This is a genomic window from Thalassomonas actiniarum, assembly GCF_000948975.2.
Classification (GTDB): domain Bacteria; phylum Pseudomonadota; class Gammaproteobacteria; order Enterobacterales; family Alteromonadaceae; genus Thalassomonas; species Thalassomonas actiniarum.
The window spans coordinates 1922446-1941941 of the sequence record NZ_CP059735.1 but is presented as its reverse complement, the minus strand read 5'-3'; the positions used below and the strand labels follow the sequence as shown (position 1 = coordinate 1941941).

Genomic DNA, 19496 nt, shown 5'->3' with positions numbered 1-19496 from the left:
GGCACTATTTTAATACCCGAAATTGGCAATCACAAGCTGATACAAGGCTGTCGGGAGACGAAACCGGCAGCCAAAGTAACTGATAAAACGAGAAATTTAACGTCCGTGGCCGTTCATCACCACTTCACCGCGGATGTTGCTGACATCGACACTGCCTGAGCCGTCCGCCAATAATTCAAAGCGCCCGGCCTGATCAACACTGATGCTGCCGGAACCGTCACGAATCACTACAGCCCCCTCAACCGAACTAATATCAATGCCGCCTGAGCCATCGCTGATCGCCAAATCACCTGCCACCGAGCGCACCTCAATGGCCCCTGAGCCATCGGTAATATCCAGGTTTTTATCTATATTAACGGCGGTGATCAAACCAGAGCCGTCATGAATATCAACCTGCCCGCTGATATTGCGGATATCGATATAACCTGAACCATCGACAATTTTAGCCTTGGCGACACCTTCAACCTGAATAAATCCGGAGCCATCGCGGATATCCAGTGCCAGTTCTTGCGGGACCAGTACCGTCAGATCGATATTGGTCTCATGGTTATCATAACGATCATCACGACAGCTTGCCGACTCCAACAGCGCCTGATTATTTTTCCGGCTTAGAGACAGGCAATAATTATCATGAGGCTGCTCCTGATATATTTTGGCGGTGACCTGGATCTGATCAATATCGGCAGATTTTATTTCCATGGAACCGGCGCCGGCTTCAATCACCAGCTCCGACATGTTTGCCACTTCCAGGGTTAAGGTCCTGGTTTTTTGCAAGGTCTTGTCATGCCCAAAGCCCATATGGCTCATTGCGGGTTGACTTAGTATTCCCTGACCCAGTAACAGGGCGCCGGTAGCAAATGCAGTTACTTTATTCATAATAAACCTTTATTGTTTTTAGCGTTTCGTTATTTAAATGAGTGAAGCCAAACAACAAAAAGGTTTAAAAGCAAAATAAATAAATTTTATAAAAAACTCAAATTCCATCTAAACTTTTGATTAAGTACGATAAATTGTTTTAATCAAATGGTAGCCAAAACGGGTTTTTACCGGACCATGTACTTTAAGTACTTCTTTTTTAAAGACAACATTATCAAAAGCTTTCACCATTTGACCGGGACGAAATTCCCCCAGATCGCCGCCTTTTTTCCCGGACGGGCAGATAGAATGTTTTCGGGCGACTTTACCAAAGTCGGCGCCTTTGGCGATTTCCTCTTTTAATTTTTGCGCTAATTTTTCACTTTTTACTAAAATATGATGGGCACAGGCTACGGCCATAATACTTCTACCTGAATAACTACGAATTTAAGGCGATTATACCAGTAGCGGGCCACTTTGATCACTGTTTAAAACCCTGAAAATGCTTTACCCCCAAAAGCCGTTTAGACCAGCTAATTTCCGCTGCAGCCCCTTACCCTGGCTGGAATTTATTGATAACATCAATGCCCCTGCCGGTCACAACCACAGCGTGAGCAGATAAACAGATGAATTATCACCACAAGATACCGGCCTCTTGATTACAAAATAAAACCTGGAAAAGGTCAAAGGAGAATATTACAAATGGCGATTTTTAAGCCAGGAAGGTGCCGGTGGCTAGCCGCAAGCGCATTAAGCTCAGCCCTTGCTTTAAGCAGTTGCAGCTCTGGTCCTGACGGACTTGGCGCAGGCAAGCTGCGGGATAACAGCGAATTTTTATCCGGCGAATATGCCAAACAAAGATCGGCCCAGATCAGCAATCTCAATTACCGGTTATCCTTGAAAATAGACCAGACCAGCGAGTCTTTTAGCGGCAGCAATAAAATCACCTTTGACCTGGATAAAAGCGATAACCTGCCACTGACCATAGACTTTGAAGAAGGCGAGATAACATCAGTTACCATTAACGGCCAGGCGGCGACCTTTAAATTCGACAAATGGTTTATCACCATCCCCCAGCATCAGCTGGTCAACGGCCAAAATACCCTGGTCATTGATTATTCCCGCAAATATTCCACCGACGGCTCGGGTTTCCACCGCTTTGTTGATCCCAAAAATAAAGAAGTCTATTTATATACCGATTTTGAACCTTATGACGCCAACCGCCTGTTTCCCCATTTCGACCAGCCGGATCTCAAAGCCCGTTATACCCTGGACGTCATCGCCCCCAGACACTGGCAGGTAATTTCCACGACCCGGGAGAGCGAGATAAAAACCGAAGGGGAATTTAACCACTGGTATTTCCCAATATCGGCGAAAATATCTTCTTATGTTTTTGCCTTACATGCCGGCAACTATGCGGTCTGGGAAGATAAGTTCGAAGATATCCCGCTGCGGCTGTTTGCCCGCCAAAGCCTGGCGGAAAATGTGAAAACAGACGACTGGTTTACTCCAACCAAACAAAGCTTCAAATTTTTCAATGACTATTTTGATATCCGCTATCCCTTTGGCAAATATGATCAAATCATAGCCCCGGACTTTAATTCCGGCGCCATGGAAAATGTTGCCGCGGTCACCTTCACCGAGTCCTATGTCAGCCGCGGCGAAAAATCGACCCGGGCACGCATGAACCTGGCCAATACCATAGCCCATGAAATGGCCCATATGTGGTTCGGCGACCTGGTTACCATGAGATGGTGGAACGGTTTATGGCTGAATGAAAGTTTTGCCACCTATATGGCTAACCTGGCCATAGACCAGGCCAGTGACTTTACCAATACCTGGGATTATTTTTACACCGGCATGAAGCAATGGGCCTATCGCAGCGATGATTCTGTCAATACCCATGCCATTGAACTTGAGGTGCCGACCACGGGCGATGCCATGACCAACTTTGACGGTATCACCTACGGCAAAGGCGCTGCCGTGCTTAAGCAGGTTCACCATTATCTGGGTGAAGACGAATTCCGCATCGGTGTCAGTAACTACCTGAAAAAATTTGCCTATAAAAATACCGAACTCGATGATTTTATGACTGAATTAGGTAAGGCTGCCGGCAAAGACTTAAGCCAGTGGACCCAGGATTGGTTATACCAGCCGGGATTAAACACCATAGAAGCCAGCTACCAGTGTGAAAACGGCAAAGTTTCCTCCTTTACCCTTAAACAAACTGCCCCTAAATCCTACCCGACCCTGCGTGAACAAAGGGTACAGGTCGGTTTATATAACTATCGGCAAAACAGCATGGCGCTTACCGATAAAATCGCCATTACCTATAAGGGCAAGTCCACTTCAGTAGACGATGCCATAGGAAAAACCTGCCCGGATCTGGTTTATCCCAACGAAGGAGACTGGGGTTATGTCAAAGTCAACCTGGATCCCATGTCTTTAACTGCCGTCAAGCAGCATATTAATGCCCTGGACAATGCCACCATGCGCATCATGTTATGGCAAAGCCTGTTTGACAGTGTCCGCGATGCCAGACTCTCGGCGGCAGATTTTGTCGACTTTGCCCTGAAAAATATCCGGGGGGAGCAAGACCATAATGTCAGCAGGAAAATTGCCTCCAGCTTAACCTCGGCGCTGCATTACCTGGATATGCTCACCTATCAGCAGCGCCGCGACTACAGCGACAAGCACAATCAGGTAGCGCAAGTTTATTATCAATTACTGAGCGGGGCCAAAGCCGGCTCAGATGCGCAAAAGTTATGGTATGGCCGCTTTGTGTCTGTCGCCAGATCTGACAAGCATCTGGCAATGTTGGCGGATATTCTCGATCACAAGCTCAGTTTTGACGGCCTGACCATAGATCAGGACAAGCGCTGGGCCCTGGTCGCCCAACTTAACCGCTACCAGTTTGCCAACTACCGGCAAAGACTGGCGGCGCAAACTGAGCAGGATAACAGCGACACAGGTATCAACTACAGCTTCTACGCCCGGGCACAGCGCCCGCAAGCGGAAGAAAAGGCAAAATTGTTCGATATTCTGCGCCATAATCCTGAGCAGTTAAAACTCGCCCGCTTGCGTTATATCATGGCCGGCCTGTTTCCGGCAGAGCAACAAGCCTTTAAAAACCCTTACCGTGAGGCGATCATCAGCAAGATGCGGGCATTAAATGAGCAAGCTAATTACGGGCTGCTAAACGCCTTCACCCGTATCATGCTGCCCAAGCAATGTACGGCCGATAATGAAAACTTCCTGTCGGAATTGGTAAAAGCGTCAACGGACATGAAGCCTGTGGCGTTAAAAAGCATCAGAGCCACACATCAGCAGGTCAACCGTTGTAATAAAATCCTGACGTTAATGGAACAATAGGACGGACAGCAAGTGGCATAAATATCCCAGAATCTACAACATGCTTTACGTCCTGTAAATCGTCGTTTCTGTTCATCCTTGAACCCACGACATACTTTACGTCCTGTAAGTCGTCGTTTCTGTTCATCCTTGAACCCACGACATACTTTACGTCCTGTAAATAAAAAGGCCAGACAGTTTGACTGTCTGGCCTTTTTATTAAATGTGGTTTAAGCAGGTATTAATAGCCGGTCTTAAAACTAAGCCGGCATACTTTCCTGGCAGCAGGCTTTAAGCTCTTCCCAGCCCATGGTGATATGATGGTTATGCTGCCCGTAAAAAGTAACCGTTTTGCTGGCATGATCCAGGGATATCTGCCAGAGGAAATGTGCGCCCTTTTTTTCTATTTTCCCCACCAGCTGCCCATCATTGTCAAAAGCAACTATGGCTAACGATTCCCGGTTATCCATATAAGAAAAGGCCCAATAGGTATAACCATTCCAGTGTATCACTTCACAGTTGTCGGAAAAATCCAGAGATTCTGCGCCATCGGAAAAACCTTCGATAAGTTCTTCAGGGATCTCGGGGTGACTGCCGGAAGTAACCCGGTTCAGCACCGGCACATTGGGACACTCCCCCTGGATAACAAAAGTATCACTCCACAACAGCCCCCTGGGTGCCATGGCATCATACATTTTATGAAAAGGGGAAACGGCGCCGTTCACCGTCAGGTAACCTTTAAAGGTTGAAGGCCCTCCCCAGTTAATACCGAGGATAAGCAAGGTATTATCTCCTTCTACTAACTTGGCACTGAGATCGGTCACATCGGTCAGGGGTTTTTCCCCTATGGTGCTTTTGTTATAGATTTCTTCACCATTGAGAAAAACAACTATTTGGTTATCGGCATCCGAAATGGTGAGACTGGCTTGAACTGTCATGATTTTCTCCTTTTATCAAGACATTAAATACAACATCACACAAAAACAAAGCCGATTCCCGGATAATTGCTACCCTAAAAGAAATCCACGGCCTGTTTCTGCCTGTGATTTTAAAGTGTAGGTAACTGAGGTTATTTCGCAACTTATCCGGCGTATAGCCCTTGTCTGACAAGGGATATAAAGAAAAAGACAAGAAATTAACTTTTATCAAGATATTGATTCACAGGAAGAATAAAAGAATGGAAAATCAGGCAGCACAAGAGGTCGAACCACTCAAGTACTGCCTGAAGATATTAACCGTCAGCGCCCGGGATGCCGGTTGGCTGATTTTTTTCAGGAGCGCCTTGATCAGAACCGGCTTGTTCTCCTTTAACCTTCTCCCGCAGCCCTTGTAACATCACAAATAACGTCGGGATGAAGAAAATACCGACCACGGTCGCCAATAACATACCGCCTAACACCACCCAGCCAATAGACATCCGGCTGGCAGAGCCGGCACCAGAGGCAAAGGCCAGCGGCAAGACCCCGAGGATAAAAGACAGTGCCGTCATCATCACCGCCCGAAAGCGCAGTTTTGCAGCCTGGTTGGCGGCCTCAATCACAGACAATCCCTGCTGTCGGAGCTCACTGGCAAATTCGACAATCAAGATAGCACTTTTACTCGCCAGGCCGATCAGCATAACAATACCGACCTGGGCATAGAGGTTATTACTGAGAAAAGGCAACAAGACAATAGGCAACAGTGCGCCAAAAATAGCCACCACCACAGAGACCACCACCGCCATGGGAATGGTCCAGCTTTCATATTGCGCTACCAGAAATAAATAGGCAAAAACAAAAGCCAGGGTGAAAATCAGCACCACAAAATTGCCTGCTTCCTGCTCCTGCGAGGAAGTACCTGTCCACTCCAGGATATAACCCGGCGGCAGTGCGGTTTTAGCGATGTCCTGCAAAGCCTGCAGAGCTTCTCCCGAACTATAGCCTTCGCCGGGATTTCCCTGAATCGCGGCTGATTTACGCATATTATACCGGTTCAAAGCCTGGGGACCGAGTACTGATTCCACCTGCACTAAAGCGCCAAGCGGCACCATGTCGTTGTGCATATTGCGCACATGCAGCCTGTCGATATCTTCGAGCGAGCGGCGATATCCTGCTTCCGCCTGTACTATCACCCGGTAAACCTTGCCGTACAAATTAAAATCATTGATATAAGAAGAGCCAAAATTGGTTTGCAAGGTCTCAAAAATATCAGAGATCTCAATACCCAATGCCTGGGCCTTTTCCCGGTCGACATCAATATAATATTGCGGCACATTGGCGGTAAAGGTACTGAAGACGCCGCTTAGCCTGGGATCATGATTGGCGGCAAACACCAGGCTGCGGGTAGCCTGTGCCAGCTCCAGCGGTGAACCGCCCGCGGTATCGAGAATTTGCCCTTCAAAACCGCCACCTGTACCCAGGCCCATGATCGGCGGCATAGGAAAGACAAAGCTCTGCGCCGAAGGGACAGCCGCCAGTTTGGCATTTAAACGGCCTAAGATATTAAACCATTTCAGGCTAAAATCGGTGCGCTGCTCCCAGGGGGTTAATATCGGGATCAGCAGTGCCGAGTTCGAGGAAGCACCGGATAAAATAGAAAAGCCGGTAATGGCAATCACATCACTGACCCCGGGCTCCGACTGCATCAACTCGGTAATTTCTGCCACCACCTCATTGGTACGGTTTAAGGATGCCCCGTCCGGAAGCTGGACGTTCGACAGGAAAAAACCGTTATCCTCAAGCGGTAAAAATCCCGTAGGCGCAATACGGAACAGACCTAAAGTACCGACAGCAATAGCCGCGAGCAAAGTCAGTGCCAGCAATACCCGGCGGTTAAGAAAGTTAACGGCCCCGACATATTTGTCTCTTATCCGGGTGACCAGAGCATCAAAGGCAGCCAGAGGACCGGATAACTTGCCGGTTTTTTTACTCAGCAGCAATGCCGATAGCGCCGGCGCCAGTGTCAGGGCATTCACGGAAGAGATCACCACAGCCACTGAGATGGTCAGGGCAAATTGCTTATAAAGCTCACCGGTGATCCCCGGCATAAAAGAAACCGGAATAAAAACCGCCAGCAGTACTAAGGTGGTGGCAATCACAGGGCCGACAACTTCTTTCATCGCCACAGAAGTCGCCTGCATCGGCGACATGTCAGACTCATTCAAATGCCGCTGGACATTTTCCACCACAACAATAGAGTCATCCACCACTATGCCTATGGCTAAAATAATGGCGAACAAAGAAATGGTATTGGCGGTAAACCCCACCACAAAGAGCACAACAAAGGTCCCTACCAAAGACACCGGGATGGCAATGGCGGGGATCAGGGTCGCCCGCCAGCTGCCTAAAAATAAGTAAGTTACCGCCACCACCAGGGTAAAGGTAATAAACAGGGTTTCGATCACTTCTTTGACCGAGGCGCGGACAAACTTGGTGGTATCGTAAGGCACGGTATATTCAAGCCCGGCAGGGAAGTTTTGTTTCAGCTTCTCCAGCTCGAGATAAACATTGTCGGCAACATCCAGGGCATTGGCCCCCGGCGCCTGATACACCGCCAGGGATGCCGACGGCTTACCGTTCAACTTACTGGTGCCGGTATAACTTTGCGAACCCAGCTCCAAGCGGGCAATATCTTTCAGGCGTAAGGTCGAACCGTCGGCATTGGCGCGGATAATAATGTTTTCAAATTCCGCCACGGTTTTTAACCGGCCTTTGGCCTGCAGGGTATATTGAAATTGCTGGTCGTAATCAAACGGCGGCGCTCCCAGCTGACCGGCAGATGCCTGGATATTCTGGTTACGTATGGCCTCGCTGACATCTTTGGTGGAAACATTTAACGCGGTAAGCCGATCGGGATCGAGCCAGACCCGCATGCCGTAATCTTTGGCGCCAAACTGGCTGACACTGCCGACGCCATTGATGCGCGACAGCTGGTCCTGGACATTAATCGACACATAATTACTCTGGTAAACATCGTCGTAACTGTTATCCGGCGAGAAAAAATTAATCACCATCAGCATGCTCGACGACTGTTTTTTGGTGACTATGCCCTGGCGGCTGACATCATTAGGTAACTTGGCACTCACCTGCGCCACCCGGTTTTGGACATTGACGGTGGCCATATCGGGATCTGTGCCGACGGCAAAGGTCACCGTCAGGGAATAACTGCCGTCATTGCCGCTGGTTGACGACATATAAATCATATCGTCCACCCCGTTCACTTCCGCCTCAATAATGGCAGCCACCGACTCTTCCACCACCTGGGCACTGGCCCCCGGGTAAGCGGTTGTCACCACCACCTGGGGCGGCGTAATATCCGGGAACTGGTTCACCGGAATGGCATTAAGGCTTATCGCCCCCGCTATCATGATGACAATGGCGATAACAAAGGCGAATTTAGGCCGGGAAATAAAAAAATCAGTAAACATGATCAGCCCTCCACCGGATTAACAGCCGCGCCTGCCCTGACCTTTTGCAACCCCTCGATAATAACTTTTTCCCCAAGCGCCAAACCGGCACGCACTTCCCAGTTGCCCGCTTTTTGCGCACCAAGTTCTACCCGGCGTACTTCAACGATATTGTCGGGATTGACCAACAGGACAAAATAACCCTGCTGATCTTTTTGCACCGCCGACTGAGGCACGACCGGCGAGCGTTTTTTCTCTTTCGGGGTCACATCCACCTGAACAAATTCTCCCGGCAATAAAACCCCTTCATCATTAGGAAAAACCGCCCGCGCCAAAATAGTATCGGTGGACTCGCTCACCTGGGTATCAAGATAGTCAAATTCCCCGGCAGGGCCATAATCACTGCCGTCGGAGAGTTTGAGTGTCGGGGCCACCGGCGAGGTTTTCTTACCAATCCCCTGCTTTCTGGCTTCGATCAGGATTTTTTCACTCACCGACATAGTGACATAAACCGGATTCATATTGGTTACCGTTGCCAGGGCGCCGCTGTCAACGCCGACTAAATTTCCCGTGCTGTAGACCGTCTGGCTGATTTTGCCGTCGATGGGAGAATAGATCTTGGTATAACTTAAACTCAGCTCGGCTTCTGCTAACAAGGCTTGGGCCTTTAACACACTGGCCTCATCAACCGCTTCGCTTGCCGCCGCCTGATCCAGGTCGGCCTCAGAGGCCACGCCGCGTTTTTTCAAATCCTGCTGGCGCTTTAATGCCGCCTTACTTTTTTTCAAGTTTGCTTTGGCACTGGCAAGATCCGCCTGCCTTTGCCGCACGGTGATTTCATAGGTATCCGCTTCAATTTCAAATAACAAATCGCCTTTTTTTACCTCGGCCCCTTCAATGAAATGCCGTTTAAGCAAATAACCGCTGACCCGGGCGCGAATATCAACCTTATCTATCGCCACCACCCGACCGACATGAGAGAAAACCTTAGTGACATCCTGCTCGGTCACCTGAGTCACTACTACACCGGGTTTCATCGCATCCTGAGCCAGAGTTAACTGACTAAAGACTAACAGGGAAATAACCCCTAACAGGCTGATATTCTTCATATTGATACCCCTTTATTGTTATCGAAAACTATTATTGACAACAAACCGGAAACTTAAGTTCCAGCTTAATGCAACATACCAAGTGTAAGTGTAATATCCTTAATATCAAAAGGTTAGAAAACAGTAACTATTAACTCATTTTAAGTATTTTACAGAGTGAATTACATTTAGCAGCTGTAAGCATAAAGTTACCAAGCAAAAAGCATCCAATGCCTGTGATAACAGCTAAAAATAAAAAGAATTAGAAACAACAGCTAAAGATTAAAATAGCGAGGCTTTGCAGGAGAGTCTTGCGACCCTGTATCCCGGATTGAAAGGCCCGCATAAGCTTTGTCGCTGAGACACGGGCCTGATACTTATCATATTTTATATATCATTATTTTTATTGAGTATCGCGGTAAAACCGGCCAATACCCGGCCAGATGTTTTCTCGGTATCTAACTCGGCCGCCTTTAAAGGATGATTAATCATCCGGATATGATACATATACAAGGCATTTTCATCTTTTTTCGTCAGTGAGAAACTCACGGTTTCAACCCAGCCGCCATCAGAGGCAGAGCGGGATGCATAAATAACCGCATTGGTTTTATGCACTGAAAAATGAAAGGGCTCTGGAATAAGTTGCTGCCATTGAGAGTTTATTAGGGTGTAGATCTCTACCTTCTCCCCCTGAATAACCAGGCGGATCTCTTTTTGCGGGTTATTGCTGCCATTAAACTCATACTTAGTGTTGTTAAACGGATAGTGGACATCAGCCACCGCCGTAACCCTGCCTTCCCATACGCCGTTAAAACCGCCTAAAGAAAGGTCGTTTTTGACATTGACGCCAGTGCTTTTACAGCCCGGCAGTACAAATAAAAGAGCCAACAGGCAAGTGATTATCAAGTGTTTCATCTTTTTTGTTTCTTTATCATATGCAAATGAAAAAAGGTTAACGCCCCTAAAAAATATAAACGTTAACCTTTCAATTTTTATCGGTTGAGCCTATTACAAGGTAGTAAAGGTTTTACTATAGATTTTCTTATCATCCAGGGTGAATACTTCAAGCTGCCACTGCCCTTTGACTAACCAGCTATCACTATCCAGATGAAGGTAATATGTCTGGGTTTCATCCATCGAAAATGCCATAAAGTAAGGTTCTATTGTATCTTCTACTGCTTCAGGAAGCGTCCATTTAACTTTAATAAGTCCTAATGGATATTTTTTTCCTCCTGAATAGTCGTTATCATCAAAACGAAGTTCAACGCCAAAAATAGCATCCTTTTCCAGCGGTATTAATAAGGTTTCTTCCTCATGATGACGCCTGTGGCTATATTTTTTTCGCTCTGAAAATAAACCAAACTCTTCATCGTCTACCAGGATATCCGTCACGTCTACCCTAAGTATTTTTTTGAAGAATTGATTAAACTGCTGCTTTTCATCCCCGATAAAAGTGTTATGCCAAAGAATATCATTTAAGGTATTAAGCCAGTGCTGCTGTGCGTCGTCTGAATATTGCCATTTCTGTTTTTTTTCGGCCCGCCATTGCACTAACTTTTCTGTACACAGGTCTAGATTTTTTTCGACGCCATGCCCCAGACAAAACGCTCTGGCAATGGCAAGTCCGGCGCGGTCATGTTCCAACTCTTTAGCCCGAACATACATGTTATAGGAATAGTTCGCATCCCTTTTAACAGCCTTATTTTGCCAATACAAGTCGCCTAAATGAAATGCCGCGGGAGCATAACCGGCTGCTGCCGACTTTTTATACCAGTCAATGGCTTTATCCATATCTTTGTCGACCGTATAAGCAAACTGATAACTTTCAGCAACTTTGAACATGGCCTTTGCATTGCCAAGTTCTGCCGAGCGCAGATAATACGAATAAGCTTCTTCTGATTTACGACCAATAAAGTTTTTGCCGGTAAAAAAGTCCGCTATCAACTGATATTCGTCAGCTAAGAGTTTGTCCGACTGCTCGCTTTTAGGATAAGGTAACTTCAGCTGCTGGCGGATAAAGTTATCTATATAGGCAGCCTGGTGTCGGTCCCCAAGCCAGCTGCGATGATAGCCGTGACCGACATTTTTATAAAAGATATGTTCAAAATCTTTAGAGAGCTGCTTTAACCGGTATTTCATACGGTTTGCATGTTCAAAGTCTGCAATATGATCGTGCTCACCGGCAATCAGGAGTACAGGCGCTGAAAGCTTTTCCGCCAGATAAAATGGTGAGACAGATTTTAATGACTCACTATTTTCCCCCACCGCCGCCTCAACAGACTTTATATGCTCTTCCTGCGTTTTAAAATTACTGGCATTAAAAAGCAGGGGTAAATCATAAATACCGTACATGGAAATAACACACTGATAATACTCCGGCTTGTTGATAGCTAACATCATGGCCGAGTACCCGCCATAACTGCTACCTATGGTACATGCCTGCTCATAAGGGTAATTTTCCCTGACATGCTCCACAGCCGCGGTAATATCTTTTTCAATCCACTGACCAAACTGTGCTACACCACTTGCTTTGAATTGCTTACCAAAACCGGACGAGCCACGAAAGTTTACGTTCAATACCGAATAGCCACGGCTGACAAGATACTGAGTTTCAGGATTATAGGTTGCGAAATCCCTGACGCCCACCGGGCCGCCGTGCGGGTAAACTAACAATACATTATTGCCGTTTTCAACAGGACGGGTCAGGATAGCTTCAATTTCAGCATTATCCTGCGTGGTGACACTAAAGGATATCGAAGACGACATAGTATATGGCTCCAGCTCAGGATAACTGGCCTTAAGCAGCTGTGCCGTCTGGGTCTTTTCATTAAACAGGTAATAACTTCCCGAATCATCGCTGGCGGAAACTTTCAACAGCTTACGGCTTTTATCTATTGACGCCGAGATCACCGAAATTTGTTTACCGGTAAAACTATAACCCAGGCGCTTGGCCAGCTGTTGATCTTTCGATGAGAAGTATTCTGTCACCGGCTTGCCATGTTCGACATAACTGACACTTCTTATCCCTTGCCCCATAGGGTTAAGTTGTGCACCGGTTAAATCATACTTGGGATGTTGATATAAAACCTGCCCGAATGTCCTGGTATGGATATCAAATTCAACCAAAGCGGTAACATCGGTATCTTTATTGGTTAATACCGCTAATTTGTCCTCGGCAAGAAAACCCACCGGAGTAAAGCTAAACTCATTTTGTTCAATATCTAAAAAAGCGGTCCAGTCTTTACTGCCCGGTTTCTGGTACCAAAAAGTAACAGCTTCGTCATCCAGGGTAATCGCCAACAACTGTTTATTGACAGCATCATACGCGTAATTTTTTGCTTTTTTTAAGGTATTTCTCACTTTAACGGCATTGGTAAAGTTATCTTCCTCCAACTGGGTTGGAGTTGCCTTGTATAAGGTATATCTGGGCAGACGGCTGCCGGTTATCCTTAAAAACAATACATACTTGGGATCATCGGCTAAAGCATTCACGATAAATCCGTTCGCCTTGATTTTAATAAATTTAGTTTCGGGCTTATCCCCCTGATAGTCTATATGCAGGAAGCCCCGAAGCCTTTTCTCCTGCGATTCATAAGAGACAAACAGGGTGTCATTGTCTAACCATTGATAATGAGCGGACCGGGTATTAGTGGTTTTATCCAGCACTAACAGGGTATAGCTTTGTTCTTTTTCAGCATCTGTAAGGTTGATGTGGTAGTTATCATCATAAAAGTCCAAAGCCGCGATATGCTCGCCATCGGGGCTAAGTTTCATTGACAGGGTTTCCGGACTCTTAAAAAGTAGCTCTGCAGGAATAGGCGTTACCGCTAGGGCGCTAAAACAAGTACAAAGCAAAAAGAATAACAGGCTAAGGTGCTTTTTCATCATTAATTACGCCCCTGTGAAACAAAATTAAAAAAGTCATCTTCGCCCGGGCCAAAATAACGGACACTATGATTAACCAGGAGTTCAGGGAAGTTTTCCTGCAAATATTCCAGGGCAAACGAGGATTTATTGATTAAAGCGACACGGGTGGAAGCCGAAGTATAATACTTTTTAGTGCCTGACATAGTCAGGTGTCCGGCATAGCTGATTTGCTTGGCTTCGATGGTAAAGTCCCATAAGCCTTCGAACTCATTATCCAAAAGAAATTTAATATCATCGCCTGAGCCGCTAAGCAAAACAACCATGGCAATTTTGTAATCTCCGGCGGGAAGCTTCACTAAGATAAAGTTTTTCCCTTGCCTTAAATCCTTTGCCGTTAAGCTGATGCGCTTTTCCCCGGTGAGCAGGATTTCATTAATATTGACATCGGTATCAACAGCCAGCAGTAAATAACCTTCCTGTTGCTGTAGCTGCAAGCTGTGATCAGCCTGGCGTATGCTGGTCACTTTTGTCGAACAAGCGGCCATAAAAAGACATAATGTACATAAGAGTACAAGTTTTATTGTATTCATCATTACCTGAGCTTATTTTGTAGAAATGGCGGGTGATATATAAAATGGTTTATCTAAAGAGAACACATCAAATTAATCGCGGGCATTTTACTCAATAGCCGCCAAGATGTACATAAAACAAGGGATACGGACGAGTACACTTGCGTTAGCAGTATGTTTTAAAAGAAGAAAAACATGAAAATTTCAGCAAATTTGAACGCAGTCAACAACATTCACTTTGACAGTTCCAGCACACTTCAAACGAAGCGTCATTACGTTCACAGCAATGGTTGCAAATCCATTCGCCGCCTCCTTTATCGCTTGAAGCACTTTCGATAATGGCGGCTGCTTTTTCATAGTCTGTATCATTCACCAGCCACAGCTGTGGCCAGGCATCAAATGCCGATATCTCCCCTATGGCTCCCTGGGCAAACTCATTTTTTACCATGACCTCTATACGATGGGCTTCCAGGATATTCCTGGCATTTGCTACCAGAAAAAGATTTTCATTTGTATATACCAGCTTCATATACGCTCACTCGTAAGGCTATTCCTGTATTTGACCGCACGCAGCCAGATTGATTCACCATTGAAACTATCGGCTGCAAGGGCAATAACTTATTAGAACCTGGTTAACCGTTAATACTTTCACAGACATAAATAACCCTCAGCCATATAGAGTGCTGTTATCAGCGCAAGTTAACCAGGTTATTTAAGCATTGGCTCCGCCTTTGCTCATTTCTTCTTTTTCCTTATACAAAGCAAGTAACTGGCCGTTTAACATTACTAACTGCTCTGACAAGGTTTTTAACTGTTCCACCGAAGCTTCATCACCACGGCCGGTTAATTCTTTGATTTGTTGTTCCACTTCAAGAATTCTTTCTTCTAGCTTGGCAATAAGCGCATCGATCACCGAGGTATCGACCTCATCTTGTTCGCTGATTTCTTCATTATGCGCTTCACCCGAGCTCAATTTATGTAAAGCTTCATTGCTGAGCTCTTCACTTTCCTTGGTTTGCTCTTTATTTGCGGCATTGGCCTGAGCAGCCTTCCCCTCGTCGGAGAGGGTTACCGTATCCGTCTTTAAAGTTACCGGTGTACTTGCCGGTCTGCCCGGTTTATTCGCTGATGTATCCGCCCTGCCTGAAGCACTTTTTTCCTCTTCAGTTAAATGTGCCACTGGCGGTGGTTCTTGGCCGCTGATTTTGGGGGCGATAGTTAAAGATGCACCCAGCTGGGTCGTTAACATGGTTTGAATCCTTTCTAAAATTACAAGGTCAAAGCTAATATCGGCTAAACGGTGGAAAACTTTAGGCTAAACAGCTGAATTTATAATGAAAAAAGATTCAAAGGAAAGAGGATGATACTTGCCGTGCTTTAAGTAACACAGCAAGCATATTAAAGCGGGTTAACCGTTCAATGACCTGGCATATTGCTGGGCTTTAAGCAGATCTTCCGGGGTATCGACACCTTCAACCGGCAGGTTTGAAGCCGCCACGGCAACATGGATCTTCTCCCCCTGCCATAATACCCGCAACTGCTCCAGCGACTCAATTTGCTCCAGGGCACTTGCCGGCCAGGAAACATAATCTTTGATAAAACCTGCCCGGTAGGCATAAATACCGATATGGCGCAGGTAAAAATCACCGATTTGTTTAACATCATCCTGGTTTAAAAACCTTTCCCTGTCATAGGGGATCGTCGAGCGGCTGAAATACAGGGCATAACCCAGATTGTCGCATACCACTTTTACCGCATTAGGGTTAAAGGCTTCTTCAGCCTCCCTGATGTTTACTGCCAATGTCGCCATCCGGGCTTTGTCCTGGCTTGCCAGATTTTTCGCCACCTGGGCAATATTTTCCGCGGGGATAAAAGGCTCATCTCCCTGAACATTCACTATCACCTGATCATCCGGAAATTGATACTTCTCCATGACCTCGGCCAAACGCTCGGTACCCGACTGGTGATCTGCCCGGGTACGGCATACTTCGCCGCCAAAAGCCGTTACCGCCGCAGCAACATCATCATTGTCTGTCGCCACTATGACCTGGCTGGCGCCGCTCAGCTGAGCTTTTTCCACCACCCACTGGATCATGGGTTTGCCTTCAATATCCGCCAGTACTTTGCCCGGTAAACGGGAAGACTGGTATCTGGCGGGGATCACCACAACAAATGACATAATTAGCTCTCTTCTGTTGAAATACGGCGCGCTTCATTTTCCAGCAACACAGGAATATCCTGCTCTATCGGATACGCCAGGCGATCAAATTTACAGATCAGCTCCTGCTGCGCCTTATCATAATCAAGTTTGCCCTTACACACGGGGCAGGCCAGTATTTCCATCAGTTTAGTATCAAAAGCCATCGGATTATCTCTTTCTTTATTAAGTCTATGAATTCGGTGTATCTGGTTAATCAATTGGCTCAGTTGATGCCATGAGCCAATTTATTGCGCCGTTATCCGGCTGCTATTTTTGCTATCTTGTTTATTTTTTCTTTTAACATGTCTTGCTGCTGCCCGGGTATAATGGCACTGACCGGTACAAACCACATATTTTCTTTGGCAAATGCCCGGCATTTTACCGCATCTTTTTCCGTCATCAACAACGGTAAATGATCAGCAAAACTGGCAAATTCCCCGGCGCTGAAATGATGGTGATCATTAAAGCCCTGCGCCTGGTTTAAACTAAAACCCAGTGTGGTCAGCGTGGTAAAAAAGCGTCCGGGATCCCCTATGCCCGCCATGGCATTGACCTGCGGGTATTTTTGCAAAAATTCGGCTATCGGCAATTGCGCACCGGTTTTTAAATGACAGACAGAGCTTGCTGCCAGCAGCATGCTGATATTATCAGCCGTGCCATGGGCTTTTTCCTGTCCCAGGTTATCTTCTGTCACACCGTTATAAATAATACCATCCGCCTGTTTCAGCCGCCATTTGCCTTCCCTTAACGGACCGGCAGGCAAGAGCAAACCATTGCCGAAGCGGCGTTTGCCGTCCACCACAATCAACTCTAACTGACGCGGCAGCCGGTAATGCTGCAGGCCGTCATCGGCAATAATAATATCACAGCCCTGCGCTAACAGCAGTTGGCCGCTGGCGATACGATCGGCCCCCACAGCAACAGGCGCCAGGCATCTTTGATAAATCAAGACCGGCTCGTCACCGGCCACTTCCGGGGTAGAGTGCTCGTCTAACAAATAGGGATAAGCTTCCGCCTGACCGCCATAACCGCGGCTGATCACCCCGGGATTTAATCCCAGACTGCGGCAAAGTTTCACCAGAAAAATTACCACCGGGGTTTTACCGTTACCGCCGATGCCGATATTGCCGACAACAATCACCGGTTTATCAAGATGACCTGTTTTTTTTACTCCCAAGCGGTAAACCCAACGACGCAGGCCGGAGACAAGAGCAAAAACCAGGGTCAGCGGCAATAACAGCGGCACCAGCAAATATTTGGCCGGGTGGCGGAAAAACCACACCTTTTCGATTAAGCGCATAACTTACTGGCCAAACTGCAGACTGTGGAGTTGGGCATAAGCCCCCTTTTGTGCCAGCAGGGTTTTATGCTCACCCTGCTCAACTATCTCCCCCTGCTCCAGCACGATAATATTATCGGCATTTTCTATGGTAGATAAGCGGTGGGCGATGACGATACAGGTACGGTTTTGCTGCAGCACCTGCAGGGCATCTTGAATATGGCGTTCAGACTCGGTATCCAAAGCACTGGTGGCTTCATCTAAAATTAAAAACGGCGCATCGCAGAGTAATGCCCGGGCAATCGCTACCCGCTGTCTTTGACCGCCGGAGAGTTCAGCACCGTTTTCGCCGATATTGGTGTGTAACCCTTGCGGCATGTTTTGGGCAAATTCATACACATGGGCGCTTTTGGCGGCAGCGATAATTTCTTCTTCGCTCGCTCCGGGACGGCCATAAGCAATATTATTGGCCAGGGTATCGTTAAAGAGCACCACCTGCTGCGACACATAGGCAAACTGATGACGTAAATCGGCAAGTTTATAATGCTGGATGTTCTCACCGTCTATCAACACTTCACCGCCGATGGCATCATAAAAGCGCAATAAAAGCGAACTGGCGGTAGACTTGCCGCTGCCGGAGCGCCCCACCAACGCCAGGGTTTCTCCTGGCTTGACGCTGAAAGACAAATCTTTAAGCGTGGCTTTTTCCGCCCCCTGGTAGCTGAAATTCACATGATTAAAATCGATTTTTCCGCCGGATCTTACCAGGGGTTTATCGCCGGTATCCTTTTCCTTGTCCTGATCCAACACGGCAAAAATACTGGTGCAGGCGGCCATACCTTTTTGAAAGTCACTGTTTACCGTGGTCAAAAGTTTCAAAGGCCTGAGCAGCATGGTCATATAAGTAACGACGGCAACAAAAGTGCCCGGCTGGATATCCTGCATGCTTTCCAGGGTCACCACATAAAAAATAAAGGCCAGCGCAAAAGAGGCAATCACCTGGATCAGCGGCACGCTGACAGCCTTGGTTGCCACCATTTTCATGCGCTGCTGGCGGTTATGCTTGTTGATCTGGCCAAAACGCTTGGCTTCACGCTCCTGGCCGCCAAAGGTCAGCACCACCTTATGGCCGTTAAAGGTTTGCTCGGCGGCGCTGGTCACTTCCCCCATGGCTCCCTGGATATTCTTGCTGATCTTGCGAAAACGCCGGGAAACTGTAGTGACGATCACGGCCACCAAAGGCACGATCAAAAAGAAAATTGCCGACAGCTGCCAGCTCTTGTAAAACATCATCACCAAAAGACCGAGTACAAAAGCCCCCTGCTGCACTAAGGTCAGAATCGATTTACTTGTGGTTTGCAGTACCTGCTCGGTATCAAAGGTCAGTTTGGAAATCAAAGTACCGGTGGACTCCTTGTCATGATAAGGCACCGGCATCGCCATAATATGTTCAAACAGCTTTTGCCTTAAATCGGCAACGACATTATTGCCGACCCAGGCCAGGCAATAGTTACCGATAAAGTGGCACAGCCCGCGGATCAGGAAACAGGCAATGATAAACAGCGGCGCCCATTTCATAAAATCAAGATTCTCTCCGGTTAAGCCTTCGTCAATCAAAGGCTCAAGTTTGGATAAAAAATAAACATCTATGGCCGCATAACCCAGCATACCGATGACGGCGACAACAAACCCCAGTTTGTAGGGTTTTGCAAAAGATAATAAGCGCTTAAAATTCTGCCAGGTGCTCGGGGATGAAATAGGCTGCATTCAGTCTCTCTTGGTTACTTCGTAAAAAATTGCTGCGTAAATGTATTTGAAAAAATGACTGCGTAAATGAATTAGCATCTGGCAGTGCCGTTTAATTTCGGGCTATTCTAGCGTTATTTTGCAGTTCAACCAACTA

Annotated in this window: 15 protein-coding genes; 1 reads left to right on the top strand and 14 read right to left on the bottom strand. The window is 46.9% G+C overall.

What is annotated here, in order from left to right:
* Nucleotides 1-96: 96 nt before the first annotated feature.
* Together SG35_RS08505 and ppiC are read right to left on the bottom strand one after the other, a co-directional pair.
* The gene (locus SG35_RS08505) at nt 97-876 is read right to left on the bottom strand and encodes a DUF4097 family beta strand repeat-containing protein (protein WP_053042769.1); all 780 of its coding nucleotides are present in this window, start codon (nt 874-876) and stop codon (nt 97-99) included.
* Between the two features lie 120 nt (nt 877-996).
* The gene (ppiC, locus tag SG35_RS08500; protein ID WP_044830819.1) at nt 997-1275 is read right to left on the bottom strand and encodes a peptidylprolyl isomerase PpiC; all 279 of its coding nucleotides are present in this window, start codon (nt 1273-1275) and stop codon (nt 997-999) included.
* Nucleotides 1276-1557: 282 nt separating this feature from the next.
* On the opposite strand from ppiC, the gene pepN reads away from it, so the two are divergent.
* Nucleotides 1558-4227 carry an aminopeptidase N gene (pepN, locus tag SG35_RS08495; RefSeq protein WP_044830818.1) on the top strand — a complete coding sequence of 890 codons (2670 nt, stop codon included), beginning with the start codon at nt 1558-1560 and terminating at the stop codon, nt 4225-4227.
* Nucleotides 4228-4466: 239 nt separating this feature from the next.
* Here the strand turns inward: pepN and SG35_RS08490 are convergent, their stop codons facing one another.
* The 12 genes from SG35_RS08490 to msbA form a co-directional block, all read right to left on the bottom strand.
* Nucleotides 4467-5144 (bottom strand): hypothetical protein, encoded by a 678-nt coding sequence (locus SG35_RS08490; protein ID WP_044830817.1) that lies wholly within the window; start codon nt 5142-5144, stop codon nt 4467-4469.
* Between the two features lie 293 nt (nt 5145-5437).
* Nucleotides 5438-8611, bottom strand: coding sequence for an efflux RND transporter permease subunit (locus tag SG35_RS08485; RefSeq protein WP_044830816.1), 3174 nt, complete (start codon nt 8609-8611; stop codon nt 5438-5440).
* 2 nt (nt 8612-8613) lie between these two features.
* A complete protein-coding gene (locus SG35_RS08480) occupies nt 8614-9699 on the bottom strand; it encodes an efflux RND transporter periplasmic adaptor subunit (RefSeq protein WP_044830815.1) in 1086 nt (361 codons plus the stop codon).
* Between the two features lie 366 nt (nt 9700-10065).
* Entirely contained in the window at nt 10066-10593 is a 528-nt protein-coding gene (locus SG35_RS08475; protein WP_044830814.1) for a CYTH domain-containing protein, read from the bottom strand.
* Between the two features lie 93 nt (nt 10594-10686).
* Nucleotides 10687-13452: a prolyl oligopeptidase family serine peptidase gene (locus tag SG35_RS08470; RefSeq protein ID WP_274055387.1), complete on the bottom strand. Its 2766-nt coding sequence runs from the start codon at nt 13450-13452 to the stop codon at nt 10687-10689.
* A gap of 113 nt (nt 13453-13565) precedes the next feature.
* Nucleotides 13566-14090: a hypothetical protein gene (locus tag SG35_RS08465; RefSeq protein ID WP_044830812.1), complete on the bottom strand. Its 525-nt coding sequence runs from the start codon at nt 14088-14090 to the stop codon at nt 13566-13568.
* Nucleotides 14091-14337: 247 nt separating this feature from the next.
* Complete coding sequence (locus tag SG35_RS08460) at nt 14338-14643, bottom strand: putative signal transducing protein (RefSeq protein WP_044830811.1); 306 nt, start codon at nt 14641-14643, stop codon at nt 14338-14340.
* A gap of 183 nt (nt 14644-14826) precedes the next feature.
* Nucleotides 14827-15363, bottom strand: coding sequence for a hypothetical protein (locus SG35_RS08455; RefSeq protein WP_044830810.1), 537 nt, complete (start codon nt 15361-15363; stop codon nt 14827-14829).
* A 159-nt stretch (nt 15364-15522) separates the two neighbouring features.
* The gene (kdsB, locus tag SG35_RS08450; RefSeq protein WP_044830809.1) at nt 15523-16293 is read right to left on the bottom strand and encodes a 3-deoxy-manno-octulosonate cytidylyltransferase; all 771 of its coding nucleotides are present in this window, start codon (nt 16291-16293) and stop codon (nt 15523-15525) included.
* Between the two features lie 2 nt (nt 16294-16295).
* Entirely contained in the window at nt 16296-16478 is a 183-nt protein-coding gene (locus SG35_RS08445) for a Trm112 family protein (RefSeq protein ID WP_044830808.1), read from the bottom strand.
* A gap of 92 nt (nt 16479-16570) precedes the next feature.
* Nucleotides 16571-17614 (bottom strand): tetraacyldisaccharide 4'-kinase, encoded by a 1044-nt coding sequence (gene lpxK, locus SG35_RS08440; protein WP_044830807.1) that lies wholly within the window; start codon nt 17612-17614, stop codon nt 16571-16573.
* Nucleotides 17615-17617: 3 nt separating this feature from the next.
* On the bottom strand, nt 17618-19360 hold the full coding sequence (gene msbA, locus SG35_RS08435) for a lipid A export permease/ATP-binding protein MsbA (RefSeq protein ID WP_044830806.1): 1743 nt from the start codon (nt 19358-19360) through the stop codon (nt 17618-17620).
* Nucleotides 19361-19496 lie beyond the last annotated feature (136 nt).

Excerpts from the sequence above, each read along its gene's own strand:
- msbA (WP_044830806.1), bottom strand. The coding sequence starts at position 19,360 with ATGCAGCCTATTTCATCCCCGAGCACCTGGCAGAATTTTAAGCGCTTA.
- SG35_RS08470 (WP_274055387.1), bottom strand. The coding sequence starts at position 13,452 with ATGAAACTTAGCCCCGATGGCGAGCATATCGCGGCTTTGGACTTTTAT.
- SG35_RS08475 (WP_044830814.1), bottom strand. The coding sequence starts at position 10,593 with ATGAAACACTTGATAATCACTTGCCTGTTGGCTCTTTTATTTGTACTG.
- SG35_RS08490 (WP_044830817.1), bottom strand. The coding sequence starts at position 5,144 with ATGACAGTTCAAGCCAGTCTCACCATTTCGGATGCCGATAACCAAATA.
- SG35_RS08505 (WP_053042769.1), bottom strand. The coding sequence starts at position 876 with ATGAATAAAGTAACTGCATTTGCTACCGGCGCCCTGTTACTGGGTCAG.
- SG35_RS08460 (WP_044830811.1), bottom strand. The coding sequence starts at position 14,643 with ATGAAGCTGGTATATACAAATGAAAATCTTTTTCTGGTAGCAAATGCC.
- lpxK (WP_044830807.1), bottom strand. The coding sequence starts at position 17,614 with ATGCGCTTAATCGAAAAGGTGTGGTTTTTCCGCCACCCGGCCAAATAT.
- SG35_RS08445 (WP_044830808.1), bottom strand. The coding sequence starts at position 16,478 with ATGGCTTTTGATACTAAACTGATGGAAATACTGGCCTGCCCCGTGTGT.
- SG35_RS08485 (WP_044830816.1), bottom strand. The coding sequence starts at position 8,611 with ATGTTTACTGATTTTTTTATTTCCCGGCCTAAATTCGCCTTTGTTATC.
- SG35_RS08465 (WP_044830812.1), bottom strand. The coding sequence starts at position 14,090 with ATGGCCGCTTGTTCGACAAAAGTGACCAGCATACGCCAGGCTGATCAC.
- pepN (WP_044830818.1), top strand. The coding sequence starts at position 1,558 with ATGGCGATTTTTAAGCCAGGAAGGTGCCGGTGGCTAGCCGCAAGCGCA.
- SG35_RS08455 (WP_044830810.1), bottom strand. The coding sequence starts at position 15,363 with ATGTTAACGACCCAGCTGGGTGCATCTTTAACTATCGCCCCCAAAATC.
- kdsB (WP_044830809.1), bottom strand. The coding sequence starts at position 16,293 with ATGTCATTTGTTGTGGTGATCCCCGCCAGATACCAGTCTTCCCGTTTA.
- ppiC (WP_044830819.1), bottom strand. The coding sequence starts at position 1,275 with ATGGCCGTAGCCTGTGCCCATCATATTTTAGTAAAAAGTGAAAAATTA.
- SG35_RS08480 (WP_044830815.1), bottom strand. The coding sequence starts at position 9,699 with ATGAAGAATATCAGCCTGTTAGGGGTTATTTCCCTGTTAGTCTTTAGT.